At 38.4% G+C, this 17309-nt stretch carries 14 protein-coding genes; 5 read left to right on the plus strand and 9 right to left on the minus strand.

What is annotated here, in order from left to right; translation table 11 throughout:
* The first annotated feature begins 85 nt into the window (after positions 1 to 85).
* The 4 genes from ACZ5V8_RS09610 to ACZ5V8_RS09625 all read left to right on the plus strand — a co-directional run bounded on the left by ACZ5V8_RS09610 (position 86) and on the right by ACZ5V8_RS09625 (position 4221).
* Positions 86 to 841, plus strand: coding sequence for a hypothetical protein (locus ACZ5V8_RS09610; RefSeq protein ID WP_464217616.1), 756 nt, complete (start codon positions 86 to 88; stop codon positions 839 to 841).
* Complete coding sequence (dprA, locus tag ACZ5V8_RS09615) at positions 831 to 1904, plus strand: DNA-processing protein DprA (RefSeq protein WP_464217617.1); 1074 nt, start codon at positions 831 to 833, stop codon at positions 1902 to 1904. Before ACZ5V8_RS09610 ends, dprA begins: the two co-directional genes overlap by 11 nt.
* Before the next feature lie 9 nt (positions 1905 to 1913).
* On the plus strand, positions 1914 to 2396 hold the full coding sequence (locus ACZ5V8_RS09620) for a DUF494 family protein (protein WP_192483515.1): 483 nt from the start codon (positions 1914 to 1916) through the stop codon (positions 2394 to 2396).
* 112 nt (positions 2397 to 2508) lie between these two features.
* On the plus strand, positions 2509 to 4221 hold the full coding sequence (locus ACZ5V8_RS09625) for an NAD-dependent malic enzyme (RefSeq protein WP_440615342.1): 1713 nt from the start codon (positions 2509 to 2511) through the stop codon (positions 4219 to 4221).
* 6 nt (positions 4222 to 4227) lie between these two features.
* Here the strand turns inward: ACZ5V8_RS09625 and ACZ5V8_RS09630 are convergent, their stop codons facing one another.
* From ACZ5V8_RS09630 to tssB, 9 genes are all read right to left on the minus strand, one after another.
* Positions 4228 to 6141, minus strand: a complete 1914-nt coding sequence (locus ACZ5V8_RS09630) for a hypothetical protein (RefSeq protein ID WP_464217618.1) — start codon at positions 6139 to 6141, stop codon at positions 4228 to 4230.
* A 90-nt stretch (positions 6142 to 6231) separates the two neighbouring features.
* Positions 6232 to 7608: a glycosyltransferase gene (locus ACZ5V8_RS09635; protein ID WP_464217619.1), complete on the minus strand. Its 1377-nt coding sequence runs from the start codon at positions 7606 to 7608 to the stop codon at positions 6232 to 6234.
* A gap of 39 nt (positions 7609 to 7647) precedes the next feature.
* Positions 7648 to 8088, minus strand: coding sequence for a hypothetical protein (locus tag ACZ5V8_RS09640; protein ID WP_464217620.1), 441 nt, complete (start codon positions 8086 to 8088; stop codon positions 7648 to 7650).
* A 9-nt stretch (positions 8089 to 8097) separates the two neighbouring features.
* The gene (locus tag ACZ5V8_RS09645; RefSeq protein ID WP_464217621.1) at positions 8098 to 11064 is read right to left on the minus strand and encodes a hypothetical protein; all 2967 of its coding nucleotides are present in this window, start codon (positions 11062 to 11064) and stop codon (positions 8098 to 8100) included.
* Between the two features lie 8 nt (positions 11065 to 11072).
* The gene (locus ACZ5V8_RS09650; RefSeq protein WP_464217622.1) at positions 11073 to 12155 is read right to left on the minus strand and encodes a type VI secretion system protein IglI family protein; all 1083 of its coding nucleotides are present in this window, start codon (positions 12153 to 12155) and stop codon (positions 11073 to 11075) included.
* Positions 12152 to 13384: a type VI secretion system baseplate subunit TssK gene (gene tssK, locus ACZ5V8_RS09655; RefSeq protein ID WP_464217623.1), complete on the minus strand. Its 1233-nt coding sequence runs from the start codon at positions 13382 to 13384 to the stop codon at positions 12152 to 12154. Before tssK ends, ACZ5V8_RS09650 begins: the two co-directional genes overlap by 4 nt.
* Before the next feature lie 30 nt (positions 13385 to 13414).
* The gene (locus tag ACZ5V8_RS09660) at positions 13415 to 14017 is read right to left on the minus strand and encodes a hypothetical protein (RefSeq protein ID WP_440615335.1); all 603 of its coding nucleotides are present in this window, start codon (positions 14015 to 14017) and stop codon (positions 13415 to 13417) included.
* Positions 14018 to 14072: 55 nt separating this feature from the next.
* Positions 14073 to 15572, minus strand: coding sequence for a type VI secretion system contractile sheath large subunit (gene tssC, locus ACZ5V8_RS09665; protein WP_440615334.1), 1500 nt, complete (start codon positions 15570 to 15572; stop codon positions 14073 to 14075).
* Positions 15573 to 15575: 3 nt separating this feature from the next.
* Positions 15576 to 16136 (minus strand): type VI secretion system contractile sheath small subunit, encoded by a 561-nt coding sequence (gene tssB / locus ACZ5V8_RS09670; RefSeq protein WP_440615333.1) that lies wholly within the window; start codon positions 16134 to 16136, stop codon positions 15576 to 15578.
* Positions 16137 to 16478: 342 nt separating this feature from the next.
* Between tssB and ACZ5V8_RS09675 the strand changes: the two genes are divergently transcribed.
* Positions 16479 to 17234, plus strand: coding sequence for a hypothetical protein (locus tag ACZ5V8_RS09675; RefSeq protein ID WP_440615332.1), 756 nt, complete (start codon positions 16479 to 16481; stop codon positions 17232 to 17234).
* Positions 17235 to 17309: the final 75 nt, after the last annotated feature.

Here is a 17309-nt window from a genome sequence, read left to right on the forward strand (position 1 = left end):
GTTTTAGCAGGTTACTAACGCGCACATTCTACGAGATTTATAAAAAATGCACAAATACTCCTTTGCACAACAAGCACCACTTAACATGATTTCATATAAGCTGCTGCTGCCTATTACCTTTTTACTACTCTCGACGCTGCTCATCAAGCCTGTACAAGCCGAGTCTTTATATGACAAATATCATATTTTTTTTAGTAATTTCTATTTATCTAACATTCCTCTAAAGGATGCTGGCAAAATCATTGCCTCATCAAAAGGACAAGCGCTTGTAAGCTCTGGTGATACCGTTTATGTTTCTAAAACGAGTGAGGCACCTTTTTATTATGTTTTTTCACATGTAAATAGCATCCCTTACTCTGAGAACAAATACGATTATATTTTCAAACGCCTTGGCAAAGCTGAGTTTACTAGCAATTACCAAGGCACACTGGTACTGCGCATTATGAATATTACCCAAGAAATTAATATCGGAGATCATGCATTGCCTTTTGATTTAGTGCAAACAAAACTACCTCATGATGAAATTATCGCTGATAACAATATTAATGGTGAAGTCACACAACTAGAGGGTGAAGCCGATTTTGCTGGAACTTATCAATCTGTCTTAATCAATACAGGGCAAAATGCTGGACTTAAAATGGGCATGCGAGTTTACTTTGAATCACCTGCTAAAAAAGTTGATGGTTACGCCATCCCAGGACAGCTTTTAGGGCAAGGATTTGTCTATCGACTTGCTAGTCATCATGCCATAGCACTTGTAACCGATGCCAAACAAGAAGTTATGATTGGCAGTACCGTATTAACTCAACTACCCAAACACCATGTCAAACATGAGCTTTAGTGTTTTACACACGATTCCTGGGTTTGCTTCTAAACACTACCAAAAACTTGTTAGCCTTAAAGTCAGTATTGATGACTTTCTTGCCAAACCACATCACTATCAGCAAGTTTTGCATTTAAGTCATGAAACGATTACTTTTATTCAAGAGCAGAAATTCACGCCTTATCTTAAGAAACTTGAAACATGGCTTGCCTCTTCTGACAAACATCATTTAATTCATCTTATTGATATAGCATTTCCTCCGCAATTAAAACAAATTAGCGATCCACCATTGAGCTTATATGCCATTGGCGATATTTCTCTTTTAAACACATTGCAACTAGCTATTGTTGGCACGCGCCAAGCCAGTCTTTACGGCAGTGAATGTATCAAAGCACTTATCCCACAACTTGTACAGGCTAGGCTCACCATCAATAGTGGCATGGCGCTTGGCATCGATACTTTGACACATCAAGAAACACTTAACTGCCATGGCAAGACCATTGCCGTACTTGGTACTGGGATTAATATCTGTTATCCGGCACAAAACCGTCATCTTTATGCTCAACTTCAGAACCACGGTTTGGTTATTTCTGAGTTTTTATTAGGACAAGCGCCTAAGCGATTTCACTTTCCCAAAAGAAATCGACTAATTAGTGGCTTAAGCCTTGGGGTTGTTGTCATAGAAGCGGCGCACAAAAGTGGCTCACTGATCACGGCAATGCATGCTTTAGAGCAAAATCGCGATGTTTTTGCTATCCCTGGCAATATCTTTCACAGTCAGAGTCATGGCTGCCATAAGCTCATTCAGATGGGAGCGAAACTCGTTTGTTCAGCAGAGGATATCCTCGAAGAGCTCAACCTCAAACAAACACTCAATGCGTCGAAAACACCCTTTCAACAATCCTTATTACTCACCTGCGAGCAACAGCTTGTTTTTGACAGTATTGGCTCAAGTTGCACTACGATTGACAAAATTATCGACACGACCAACTTAACATACGCAAAAATAACTGGCATACTGTTTGAGCTTGAGATCGAAGCGCTTATTGGCGCAGTTCCTGGCGGATATAAACGAATCTAATAAGGTAACATGAACAACAAAGCCCCTATACTACAAGTTCTCATGTCGCTGTTTAGCGATTTGCCCTATTTCGATGGTGATATGGTCAAATTGACGAACTCACAAGAGATATTGCATGAATTGCAAAAAGCAGGTCTTGCGCCACAGGCGATTGAACAAGCAATTGCTTGGCTTGAGCGCTTTAGCAAATTCAATGATGAGCCAAGAGCAGACTATCACCCTGAAACCGTACGTGTCTTTACACCACAAGAAAAGGCGATTATTCCAACAGAAAGCCTGCGATTCTTGCTTGAAGCTTACTTAGCAGGCGATATTCAATCACATGAGCTTGAATTTATTATTGAACAAATCATATCCCTTGGCACGCACACCATTACTGAAGATCAATTCTTATGGGTGTTTGAAATGACCATTGCCAACCAAGAAGATGAACTCTTTGGTGGATTTATTCCCATAGAAGAAGTATTAACAAGATCTTTCCGTATTCATTAATCCTTACCCTGCTTTTTATTATTTTTCATTTTGCCTGCCAACATTGCGCTTAGCATTTATCGATCTATAATCATGATTGTCACCATATTATATCAAACAGCAAGGAGCTTATATGTTTAAAGTTATCACCAATAAAGATGGGCAAACACAAGAGATTCAAACATCACTGTCCGCGCATGCACTCATGGATAACCCACTGTTAAACAAAGGCACCGCCTTTAGTAAGGAAGAGCGTGATGCATTTGATTTACACGGCAAACTGCCAATTCAAGTTGAAAGCCTATCCTCACAACTGATGCGCGTCTATCGTCAGTTTCAGGAAAAAAATGACAATATTCAAAAAAATATTTTCCTAAACACCCTGCATGATAGCAACACGACACTCTTTTATAAATTTTGCTCGCAGCATATTGATGAAGTACTGCCAATTGTATATACACCAACGGTTGGCGATGCTGTTGAGCAATACTCTAGCGAATTCAGGCGTCCTGCTGGTGTTTACCTTGCCTATGATGAGCAAAAACAAATAGATAAGATCCTTGGTAATATTGCCAAAAAGCAACAGATTGATTTTATTATCGTTACCGATGGCGAGGCTGTACTTGGTATTGGCGATTGGGGCATTGGTGGCATGGATATTAGCATTGGCAAACTGATGGTTTATATTATTTGTGCCGGTATTAACCCTGCCAATGTTCTCCCTGTACAACTTGATGTTGGCACTAACAACCAAAAGCTACTGGATGATCCGATGTATCTTGGTGCGCGCCATCCACGTATTAGCGGCAAAAAGTATGATCAATTTATCGAGAAATTTGTCAGCAGTGTTAAAAGCCACTTTCCCAATGTCTATTTGCACTGGGAGGATTTCGGTCGGAATCATGCCCGAGCGATTTTAGAGACTTATCGCGATCAACTTTGTACATTTAATGATGATATGCAAGGCACAGGCATTGTTGCTACTGCTAATGTGATTTCAGCCATCAAAGCCACCCAAACTAAATTCACGGATCATAAAGTGGTCATGTTTGGTGCCGGCACCGCAGGCTGCGGCATTATGGATCAGATTCTTGATGCATTTATTGCCAGTGGCATGACAAGAAAACAGGCTTTGGATCGCTTTTATATTATTGATCGATTCGGTCTGGTTATTGATGATATGCCAGATTTACCAGACTTTCAAAAGCCCTATGCCAAATCAAGAAAGCAACTTAAAAACTGGAATATCAACAATCCTCAAAACATTTCACTGCTTGAAGTCGTGCAAAATGCTAGAGCCACGATTTTAATCGGATGCTCAACGGTTAAAGGGGCTTTTAACAAACCGATTGTCACCACCATGGCACAAAATATTGAACGCCCAATTATCATGCCATTATCCAATCCAAACTCACACTGTGAAGCAACACCTGAAGATCTTATCAACTGGACCAATGCCAAAGCTATTATTGCCGCAGGCAGTCCATTTGAACCTGTTATTTATCAAGGAAAGACTTACCAGATATCTCAAGGCAACAATGCCTTTATCTTCCCAGGACTTGGACTAGGTGCCATTGCTGTTAAAGCAACTAAGATGTCTGATGGCATGATTCGTGTTGCCAGCCAAACACTAGCGAGCTTCTCACCACTGCATCAATCCGTTGACAATCCCGTGTTGCCACCTATTCATGATGCAACTATTGTTAGTAAGGCGGTAGCTATCGCCGTTGCTAAACAAGCGATTAAAGAAGGCTTATCAAGCATCAAAGCCAAAGAAACTGATGTCGATAAACTCGTCAACAGCGCACAATGGATACCGGATTATTACCCACTAAAAAAACAATAAAATATCTTAATTCTCTGACTCGCCTGCACTTGTTGCACTAATCTTAGTGGTATTGGCTTGTGCGTCAAATTCAATGCTATAGTTTGATTTGTCATTATTCTCACCTAAATCTATCCCCATATTGAGCTTTTGATTTTTACCCGTCTTATCACTACTTGCTTGGAGCGACATTTCCTGATCGGCACCCCAAAACAAAGACTCAAGCTGAGTTGATGCCTCAATGGGCTTTATAATTTTCGTTGCAATAATACCATCAAGCATCACACATTCAGGGTGACACTCAAGCATCACTCTTGTACCTACTTTCAATGGCAAATGATATTGAGCATGTGTGATATAGCCACTAACGGGAACCTGTATCAGTAGATTGTTAAACTCAGGTAATTTAACCCAATAACATAGCTCATCTTTTGCTAATTGATCTAAGGTCACACCGTCAATTGCTGGGTTTTTATTTTTATCAACTACATATAAATATTGTGCTGATTTGTTACTTTGCTGTTGATTTGCATCTGAGCTGCCGACAATAACGCCCTCGGTCGTTATTAATGGCATATCTCTCACTTTGGGCGTAAATGCAAGGTTTTGCTCCTTAGGATCAACAAACACATATTCTGAAACAATCCTATGTGTTGCTGAATAATATCTTTTAAGATCTGTGGCTTTCATCTTGCCAAGGCACACACCCTCATTGTTTGCTTGATGAAGACTCATCATCAATTTAAATGAATACATTTGAGCAAATTTATCACCAAATAAATTTAAGCTCTCACCATCAGCTAATGGTAAATTCAAATCCATGTGGTCAAGTGGAAATATTCGACCCGTAAAGCTTGGTAACACATCAAACTGCATCATTAATCGTTGCAATGGTGATTTTTGAGCACTCTCAAACTTTAATTGCTGGCTTGCTTGTTTTTTAGCATCATCTTCAACTGCATATGATATACGCCTATTTGCAATGCATATTGGCTTGTCTTCAGCACTCTCAGGATAACTTTTCACCAGGTCAGGAAACGTATTGATCATCTGATCTGCTGTTTGTGACTTTGTGATATTTTCAAGATTAATATTAACCAACTGCTGCCAATCACTAAAAACCAGACTTACCTTAGATTGAGATTCTCCATCTGCTGCGATTGCTTTTATTTGATATTTTGGCACCTCTATTGTAGGCCAACTAATCACACTACCATCGGATTTTTCCGATAGCACCACACTTGGTTTTTTCTCCTGCATCGCCTGATAATCAAGGGCTAACACACCACCATAATGCGCAACAATAAATGCTAGATATTCATAATGGCTTATATCCTTTCCATGCACACAAGGGATAATAACTCGCCTTTTTGTTTGGTAATTTGCGAGCTTCCCATCTACTGTCAAGGTGCAAAATGCTTTAAATGGTGACATGATATCGGTGATGACATCACTATAACTTTTATCCTTAAATCCCATGCGTTTACTTGATTGCTTTAACCAATACTGCAATGGATCAGTAAACTTTAGTGTTATGCGCTGACGCATAGATGTAATCACAGGTTTTTTAGTTTTGGCATCTATTTGACTATTAAAATCCAAATACTCCATGGTTAACGGTTCATACTCTGTTAAATAACCGCTTAAAATAAGCTGTTCTACTTGATTGCTTTGGCTATCAACATTTAATTTTTGCTGAATCAATATATTTATCTTAACCGCCTCTTTACTCATCAAATCTTTGACTGTATTAAGCAGCGTTTTATCATACTCCAAAGGAATAAACATCAACTCTCCATTAAAGCCACCTACTTGCAAATCTAATGAAAATTGATGAATAAAAGAGCCGTTGATCTCAAGTATTTTATCTGGTTGTGGTTTATTGCTTTTATCCAATGGAATCAATTGAATTTGCAGTAATTGAGTATCAAAAGGTGCCATTTGTTTAAACCGATTTATTAATCTATCCTAAATTCAATATATCTTTCTTAAGGGGAAAAACCATAGCCAATATGGCCTGGCAGTATCACTTTATCTTTTGAATCTTCTTGGTGGTGCAGAACGAGACCTTCTGTGCTCGGTCAAGTCATGGATAGTTGCTTTACGCCAACTATCGGTACCTGAGCTTCTGCAAACCCCCAGCCCTTTAAAGTATCCTCCTTTTGACTCATCGCAAACAAATTGATGCTCAGATCTAATCTCAAGAAAGGACATTTGTGATCGCATAGAAGCATAATTTTGATCCAGTGATAGCCCACCACAAAGATATAATGCAAACTGCATAGGAAAAACATTGGTAATTGTCCCTAGTATAGATCGATTATTATCCTGAGGATGGACAATAGAACCAAGTCCTTCTTTAACGGCTACAGCTCTTTTTGCATCGAACCATCGAGAGAAATGACTAGAACCCGACGTTGATTTCACACCAATAAAGATCTTATTTAAAAGCTCACAAATTTTTACAACAATAGGATGATTTGCTCGACCTGCATACATCACATGGCTATCTAAATTTTGCACTCTGCCAAACATTAGATTATCAGCACCCGCATCGCCAACTTGCGACATGCGAGCATTTGAAAACATATCATCACCGGTATTTGCTAACCCACCTAAACTTATACTTTGCCCGGCATAAGCAGCACACCTAAAGGTATCAGCAGTCATTTTAATGATGGTTGGATCACGTTGATCGCTTATGTGGAATGAGAAATCCATATAAAAACCACCATAAGCTTGCAAAATAAAAAAGCGAAGCAAATCAGTTAAATATGCATATGCATGTCTTCGTTCTAGCTCATCATAAATGGAATAAAGAGAACGAGGCAAAATGGCTAAATAATCAATTTTTTTCACTTCAAATTCAATATAACCTTGGTTTGCACCGATAAGAGATTGAATGAAGTTCAATGAATTATAACTAGATTCCCCTTTATCAACCCATAGGCAAATTTTAATGGGTGCTTGGCGATACCACCCAAGCTTTTTTGCACAAGCAATATCAGCACAAACTGCCGATTTCAGTCTTGTTTCATCAAGGTAGCCTCCAACCCAAATATGATGGAATATCTGCACTCCTGGTAATGTTTGATAGTGTTTTTTTTCAGCACAGGTAATCACATCACGTTGTTGCATTCTATCAAGATGAGATCTAACCACATGAAAATAAGGCTCATTTCTCAATACACCTTTACCACGCCCCATCGCTTCTGTATAGCGTGTGTGCATTGCTGCCATTTCATTTTCAATTGACTGTAAATTAACAGCAAGGCTCTTATCAAGTAAGAAATCTATCGTTTTCATCACTTCCCGAGTATACTCAGCACCATGTGTAACTCCATCACTGTGTGGAATTAAAGATGAACGTAATAATGTCTTAAGCTGATATAATTCATGATCATACATAATTAATATTATCCTCTAGTCTTACTTAATGGAGTATAGTTATGAACCAAAATTAACCTGTGGTGCTTTGCCGCTAATCGAACTCCCCTTCATGCTAATACTTTGCCCATCCTGCTCAATATTTTCTGCCTTAATCGTAATCCCACTGTCTGAAATCGTTAATTTAGAGCTGCCGACACAGATTGAAATCTCACCGTCTTTGATATCAAATTTCGCACTACCTATTTCAATAAACGCTTCATCACCACTTAGCTTTAATGTTGTGTTTTTCACTTGAGCGGTGAGCGTTTCATCGGCAGTTAGTGTGATTTGTTTGCTTTTTTTCTGAATCGTACCTTCTGGTACTGATTCGTTAGATAGCTTTGCTTTTGCATCAAGACAATATTGATATTGATCCTCACTATTCTTAAGCTGGGTTGTCAATGCAATGCTTGGCGTATTCGCAGCAAGGGTAATATCTGCTGTATTTAATTTTGCCACTTTTTCACCTTAAGCCACTTCGATGGCATCTTGCCCTGGGTTAACCACTGTAACCATGCCACTCATTGCGGTAAAGGCACAGTGCAATTGACTATTTTGACGCACTAAAGGCATGCTTAAACCTTGCGTCATCGTTGCTAAAGGAAACCATGGCACTGTCAATGGCATACAAGCCGATGGCGCCCCCAAAGAAGCAATCACTAGTGGATTTGCTGGATTTGTACATGGTGAAAATGGTTTTACATTTAAGAAAGGAATCATATTAATTGGCAAAGTTGCCGGCTTCCCAGGAGATAGATTCACACCAAAAGGAAGCACTGTTAATGGCAAAGGAGCCGCTCCCATCATACAACGAATCTCAGCACCTGACGATACTGCGACCATTTTATCTCCACTACCACTAGGTGTTGCAAATGCACTCATTACACAGCCTAATGCCGCAGTTAGCTGATTAAGCATATCCGTTAGTGGTGGAATAACGACATTATTTGGTAATAAACTATTAATATCTGGTAAGGGTGGCAATTGCATTGATGCTAATAGACTTTGTTCATTTGGCATTGCAGGGAAATTTGCCATAGCTTGTGTATTTAAGGCGATCGGTTGATCAAGTGTGATACTGGTATTCACAGCAGCCTGACCATTGGCTAATAGGTTATTGCCATTTGCCTGCATACTAAGTGCATTATCACGTAGCTGAAGTAGGTTTTGTGGTAATGCAACTTGATCTTGTGAAGGGTTTAGTGCCTGTTGGAATGTTGAATTTAACTGATTAACTTGTTGATAGGCATCATTTATTTGATCTGTTGCATGTGGGCAACTTGGAAAATTCATGCGAGCTTGGATGAGGCTTTGTTTGATATTATCTGCCTTGGACTGCATCACATCAACACCTGTTGATAGTAAGGGGCATAGCTTAGGCTTTGTCGTTGCAATCTGCTTATTAACTTGCTGCTGCATATCGTTAAGTACCTCAGCTACTTGTGCTTGTGATTGACTGATTACTGCCAGATTTTGTGTCAACTGTGCCGAACGACTTTGACTTGTAAGCCCACTCATATTCTGTTGTGCTTTTATTAACTCTGTGTTGAGCTGATTGAGTTTCTTGAATGTGCTTGGTTGTAACGTTGCTATCTCATTAATAGGCGCTGATTGACTGAGTGAAGCCATTGGATTGACATTACAGAAAGTTTGCGACACTTGATTAGATAGATTTTGTGTCATCGCATTAGCTGCATTTAGCTTACTATTTAATATACTTTGCATTTTCTGTGCTGCAGCTTGAATCTCAGCAAGCTTTTCTAAATATGCTGCCTTAAGCTTGGCATAGTCAGCTTGAGCCTTTGCATATGCAGACATCGCTTTGTCTTGTAATTCTTGTATTTGTGCTAACCTTTTCTCACCGTTTTGTGGCGAGCCATTAAGAGCTGTTATTGCTTGTGACTTCATTTGACTTTGCAATTGATTAAATTGACCTAATGACTGTGCATAATGATCTTGTGCTTGCGACAGTGATTTATTGTTATTAATGCAACTACTCAATGAGGCAATCTGATGCGCGTGCGCATTGTGCAAACCATTCATGTGCTCATTTGTCTCAATCAACTGATCATTTAATTTTTGCTGATAACCATTGCTTATAGTCGCGGCATGTATATTTAATTGTGTTAGAGAAGTATTTAAATGGTCTAAAGCTTGCGCATATTTTCCTGATCGATTGGCAAAGTCTTTGCAACCTTTGGCACCATTAATAATATCAGCTGCACTTTGCGCATTGTTTAATGCTTTTATCATCTGTTGGTTGACGCTATCTTCTGATAATTGATGTTGCTGAAGTTGATTGTTTAGTGTTGCTAGCGGTTGATATTGCGTTGCAGCATCTGCTGACTGTGCCGCCCAATATTGACGACTTATGTGTTGCGTTTGCGTCGATATATAGCTTATTCGCTGCTGCAAATCGTCGTCATTTGCTATGGTGGTTGCGCTAGATGATTCTTGCTTGACCTGCGAAAGCTGATAGTTAACTTGAGTGGCTTCAATATGCGCACGATAGATACCTGCTTCCGTTTGCAATGACTGTTGGTATAAATTATTATTTTGACAGGTCGCATTGAGTTGACTAAAGCTTGCTTGTGTATTTGCTATCGCCATTTGCACCTTTGTCATCTGAGCATTTATATCTGCTTGACTTGACTGAGCACTATTATGCATCGCATACAACTGCATCAACGCGTTAGAGGTATCATTCATACGTTGTTGAAAATCACCAATATTTGCATTTAATGCAGAGTGACTACGTGCAAAGGGCATCAAGCTACTAACTGCTGATGTATAGCTTTGTTGCAACAACATAAATTGATTTGCCTGTGGGAAACGCGACGCTTGCGCATGCCCTGCAATACTTTGCTGTAATGCGCTATTATATTGCTGTACAAGTGCCTCTTGATTTAAACCCATATTATTTTGTGCATTTAATTGCTCAGCGAGCATATCATCTGGACAATTCTCAATGGCGCCTTTGTAGTTATTGAGTGCATTGAGATTGCTACTTGCCATCATCATCTGTATTTGCGCAGGTGATCCTGCGCTACTTAGATCAGGAATAGCAGGCTCACTCAAGTTAGCATTATCTTTGAATGCATATAACTGCGCTTGCTGATCACTAGCCCCTTGCTTTAAAGCATCGACATTAGCTAGCTGGTCAATATTTGATTGATATGTGCTAGTTTGATTCGACATAGACGCCTTTAGCATATTGTCATAATCTGTGGCATTTTTCTTAAATGATGTATCTGAATCGGACGCCAGAGCATCTTGAGTCGGTGATTGATAATCAGTAGCAGCATATGCCCCAATTAGGGCATATTGCCAAGCATTTGCTAATGCTTTAACCTGTTGGTTATGGCAATTACCTTGACAAGTTTGTGCATTAGGGCACATTGACTTCTGGCAGTCAACTGGCTCAATCGTTATCATAGACACCTCTAATTTTGAGTTATAAATTCATTGCTATAAAGAGATTCTCGTCCTTCAAACTGCTCCTTTGATTGATGCTCATCATAAACATAAGGTGTATTTACTGGCTCTTGTATCGTCGGTATTACTTTATTTGCAATTAGGGCGTTAAAAGTTGTTTTATCCGTTATGTTAAAATCATTATTTAATGCCTGCCCTTGCTCTAATAATAAACGATGATCCGAATGAATAATATTCTCAAGAATACTCCACTGCAACGAATTAAGATTATCATTCATATGATTAACCAACGCTTGAAACTTAGGGTCAAAACTTTGTTGATAGAAACCAATAAAAACACTTGGGAAATACTGTAACGGATTAAACTGTGATAGCTCTTTATATAGGTGATGATACATGGCTGCTGTAGCAATCGTATCACCTTGTGCTTTTAATAAATTAAATGTTTCAAGCTTCGCTAACAAATCAAACCATTTTGGCGATGCTTCTTTGAGTGCAATCGCATCAACTTGTCTGCCGAGTGCTTTACGATCTTCTGCCATGGTTGGCGAATCTTTATGTTCATCATCATGCTGGCATGACTCCCCCTGATCAGTTTTAGCGAGTCGTTGTTGCAGAAAATGTTGCAATTTTTTGTAGGCGTCCTGCAAATTGGGGGCTAATTGCATCATACACTCTACAAGTAAATTAAAAGCATTGACAACATCTTCTGCAATACCTAGGCGCGATTTATGACTTTCTTGATAACTTAAATTATCCAACACACCATTGATAAACCATGCTAAAGCACTTTCAATCTGACGTGATTTAAATTTATGTGGTTGAAGCGCTTGATAACGCTCAAGCAAGATAAAATGTAAACTATCAAAAGCATATATCGCATGTTCATTGAAGTTTTTACAACAAAGTCCAAAAAGATAATAGCACACTAAGCGAATATCAAAATAGCCTTCGGTTAACTTTGAAGCTGACAACTCCATACATTTTTTATACTCACCTTTTTGACACCAATCAATGATCTCAGATAGATCAACTTGTGATAACACATCCTCATTAACTAGTATCTCATTAAAATCAATATATTCACTCATAGTGCGCTCCTTTCGACCTTATAATCTGGTGAATATAAAAAAATCTTGGCATTTTCAAGCTGAGGGGTCGTTGTCATCGCCATATTGCCATAATGAATCACGTTATCCCACTCTCGACCTGCCTCCACTTTATAGATTTGGGTATTGGCATCAAAAATATGTGAAAATAATGTCTCTTTTTCATGGGTTAATTGCAAGCCAGGCAATGCCTTTTGATGCACCACAGGCAAGCGCTCACTACTAGCAATCTTGATATCATTAATATTAAAATCTTTGGTTAACTCTTGAATAAGTAAGTAAACTCGATTTGAGCCTAAAATAATCTCTGGAATTTCCTTAAGCTCTATATAACGTACACCTTTGTTAAAGGCTAACAATGAAGCTTCTTTCACTTCATATTTGGCAATAAAACCTAAATGCTCTATAAGGTCATCTAGACTCTTACAGCATTTAGTATGCTGATATGTCAGCTCAGTAATAGGCTCATCATCAATATAATTGCAAAAACAAAGGTAAAAATCATATAACTGTTGAAACAAGTAATCCGGTGATGATCGACCACCTTGCTCCATGGTCATCATGCAATTGTCAATGCGATAACTATGCATTAAAACAGTCTGCGCCATTACATATTTACTGGCTGAAATATGATTTAGTAAGTCATTCTTAATTCGCGCTTCAATGGACAAAACAATGCTTTTAACCTGATCCTTATAGCTTTCCCAAAATAAATTGCTATAAAAACTTAAAATCGGCGTTTTTGGTAAGGCATTAAGCTCACATTTACCAGATGGCAGCATTGAAATTTTACAAAAGGGGAAGCTACTAATACTTCCATCCATAGTGGGGATAGTAGATAAAACTGCCTTGTAGCTTTTAATCTCAATTTGTTGATCGACGACTGATATCTCTTTAGGTTTTGCCAAGAAAACATGTAAATAAGCTTCTTTATTTGACGTCTTTAATAACTCATCTAGCAGGCATTCTTCAATACTGAGATTATTATGTAACTCATAATACTGACCACAAACATCAATTGCTTTAAGCGCTTTAAAGCGGATAACACCCATTGCGCATAAGTCACGGTCAATCACTAAATCAGCAAAACCATAAAAAGCTTCACCTTGTAATTTTGAGCGTTGTGCAATAAGCGCAACATGATGATCACCCATCATATTAAAATGCTGAGGCAAAAGTAATTGACCATTTTTCCAATTGACTTGATGCATACGAAACTCCCAGTATTGAAAACATTGAATTTATGCTGCGTTTGAAGCGATACCCCAAGCACGCGCCGTTTTTTGCCCTTGTCCTAAGTCAATCGTAATATTCGGATTAGTAGCCTTTAAAGATGGAGGTAGGAAAGTTAATGTCCATATACCAAATTTCTCATGCGCATCTAAAGAGTCTTTATTATATTCAGCAGCAGGCTTACCACCAAAACTGTCCAAACGGGTTGTAATCACTTCTTCATTTTTTGCATAGACAACCCACTGTCCTTCACCGGTTCCATCTTTACCTGCAAATTTATGAATTTCAAACTTCAATTCAATTAATTGATTATCAGCTTTGAAGCTTTGCATCGTTGTCACAAGTGCTGTGTGGTGTGCTGCTGGATACATAAATCTGATCGATAATGGGCTTGACGAGCGCTCGCCTAAGTTAAATGTATCGATAATAGCAACGGCTTCTGCATCGCTCACACCATCATCAGTTGGCTGCTTATATTTAACTCCCTTTGGCAGCTCAGTCCCATTGATTTTCAGCTCAGTAATGACAGCATACTCGTCATGTTGCAGAGCATTGCCTTGGTCTAATAAAACATATGGATCAAACGTTTTATTAATTGCTGTACTATTCATTTATAGATACTCCTTTTGTTGTTGCTTTTATATTTTTAACATTATTGTTATTGTTTTAAGCTAATCGAGAGTCTAGCTTTAACTCAGCATCCATACCTTCAAATTGAAGATGAGGTAGCACACTAATTTTGCAGTTATACCAACCAATTTTTCCATCAACAGAGTTCACCTCAATATTGGCGGTTTTAAAAGGGAACCTCTGCAGTGTGACATCATCTGGATCAGTTACTGCAGTTACATAATCGTTGAGCCACTTTGATAGTTGATTCTGGATATAAGCACCATCTGCTGTTGAACCAATATTGTCACGCATCACAGACTTAACATAATGCGCAATACGTGTAATTGAATAAGTGTACGACAAATTTGAAATCATCTGCGCGTTTTCTGAATCTTTTGGATCTTCAAAGGTTTCGACATATTTCGCTGATTGCGCACTAAAGAAACAAGCTTCTGTTGTTCCCTTGTTATATACCAAAGGAATGAAACCACATTTAGCAAACTCAAATTCACGATAATCTGGAATCACAAATTCAACCGGTGGCTTTGCTTCTTCCTTACCGCGAATATCAAACGTATGTGTAGCGAGATTTTCAACCATGCCTCCGGCTTTTGGACCACGAATGTGCTGACACCAACCAGAACGTTCAAAAGACTTAGTTAAATTCTTAGCGAATAATATGGCGCTTGAGCCCCATAAATAATCATGATCGTTAAGTGGATTAATATCTTCTTTAAAGCCTTTTAAACCTTTGTTTGCTGGATTAATCTCAGGATCATAAGGCAGTCTTAAGACATAGCGCGGCAGTGTCAAACCAACATAAGTTGCCTGCTCCGTTTTTCTAAACTTATTCCAATTCCCAAATTTAGGGTGATTCATTAACCCTTCAAGGTCTTTAATTTGTGATAACTCTTCAACAGAATCACAGCCAAAAAATTGAGGCTTAACCGCTGACACAAATGGCGCATGTGATGCAACTGAGATTTTACCCATGGTTGATAACCAATCTAAATCTTCATTTGAACGATCAAACTCATACAGCCCAACGATCGAGCCATATGGCTCACCACCATATTGATCATACTCTGCAATATAAACCTTTTTGAATAACGATGCCCCTGCAATATCAACACTATTGCATTCAAAATCCTCAGCAAGCTCATCTTTAGACGCATCTAAAAAGTCAATTCGAATATTGGCCTGAAAATTAGTATCTTTCACCAAGTCTGCTAAGGAGGTAAATTGAGATTCAATATGTTTGAACTCTGGCTGATGCATGATTTCATTGACTTGATCATTGATGACATTATCAATGCGATCGATAATTCGCTGTGCAATTGATTTATTAAAGCCCGCGCTAAAATCCTCTACCTCGGCATTTGCCATAAGTGCTGCCAAACTGGCAAGCAGGCGATTTTCCTCACTGCAGTTTTCCTCTACATTAGAAAATGCATCGGCAACCATTGGAGTTTGTGAAACGGCTGTTGTATTTAAACTTGCGGAACTAAGTAAAGCTTCAATAGCACTTAAAGCTTGTGTATTCTCTACTGTCATTAGTTACTCCTTAGCAGCACTATCAATTTCACCTTCAATCACATTCGTTACCACGGCCTTTGGTAAGGTGTAATTTTCAAGTGCATTTAGATTAGACTTAAGTTCGTTGGCACTGTCATGTGCCTTTAAAATATCATTGAGTTTACGACGAAATGCCTTGTTATTATCTGACATTGCCTGCAATTCAATCAGTAATGTTTTCATTAAATTAAGTGCTTTAATCTTTGGTACTGATTGAGCAACACTCGTAGGGTTGAATGATTTGATATTTTCAATGGGAATATTGACATCAATAGAGCCTTCATTGGAAGGGTCCACTTTATTTTCGACATTAAGATTTAGTGTGATCCCCATATCTTTAATTGTTTTATCTAAATTTTTACCATCAAGTTGACGCACTTCTCTGGCATCAAAATCTACTTGACGATCTTTTGATTTCCCCAACGAAAAATCACCCATAACTAACATCCTAAATGGCAATTCTTTTTTTACCTTTTTACCATTGATTTCTACTGGATATTTAAGGGTGATACGTGATTTAGGAATTTCATCAACTACTGCCATATCGTTTCTCCAATTTGTTTGACACTTATTATAAAATCACTAACTAGCGACCTTTATGTGATCAATATTAATTCATCGTTTTCAATGTAAACATAGCCATATTGGCCTAATGCTAAAAATACTTTAGCTAAACGCTTAAGGTTTAGATCATTATGATTACGTAGTAATAGATTGATTGAAGAAATTCAGCATTTTTGGCAATGTTAACATATTCATTTTACTCCTTTTGGCAAAATAGCCAACTTGGCTATATAACTATGGCATAACCTCTAAAACAATAGACTCATCGCAGATTATTTTGCGATGTTTTAGATATAAGTTTTAACGACCGAGGTAAAGAATATGGATAAATCAGATATTGAGAACTTAATTGAAGAAGCAATGTATGTTGATGATATTAGCACATTCATTGAGAGAAATTACGGTACAGATGATAATGAGCAAGCATTAGTAAAATTTTTATTGGAAAAAATTGATAAATCTATCAATAAAGGTTTTATACCAATGATTCTAGGAGCCGGCAGTTATGGCGTAGCGGTAAGATGTTTCGATGGAGTATATAAAATTAGGGTGCAAAACATTGAGAAACGTCCACACGATAAAATAGCTTCAGAGCCCGAGAGGATAGCTCGTCTTTGGAATGTTTATTTTAAAGGGCTTCATAACTGGGCAATCAGTATGGCTAAAATGCATATTCCAAATTATGCAACAGCAGAAGTCATACAAAACAGGCATTGCACAGATATCAACAATCTTAATTATAAAATCTTAAGAACCCCATTTGTCAGATGTGCCAATATAGATTATCAAACAGCGGAAGGTCAAAAATTAGTCTGCTCAGGAGAGGCTAGATTACGTGCATTTTTAAATCGTGGAATGGAAGATAAAAAGGTAAGAGGTAACTATGTCCAACTACTCAGTCTCACAGACAACAGCCTACTTGAGTTTGCTGTGCCTTTAGACTTTGATCGCGTGGTAGATAACTCACAATATCGACCCAGATCGGCAACCTCAACTAGGTATGGCACAGCACCCCACCACCACCCTATAACATCTGGAGGATTGCCTGAAATCAACCCTAGGTATCTGCATCGCTAAAGCTTATAAAATATTTAATAAGCCTAGCCAATCATTTTTAGAAGAATCACCGTAAAGTGTTTTGTGAGCAGTCAC

This window comes from Cysteiniphilum sp. GTC20157 (assembly GCF_055396795.1).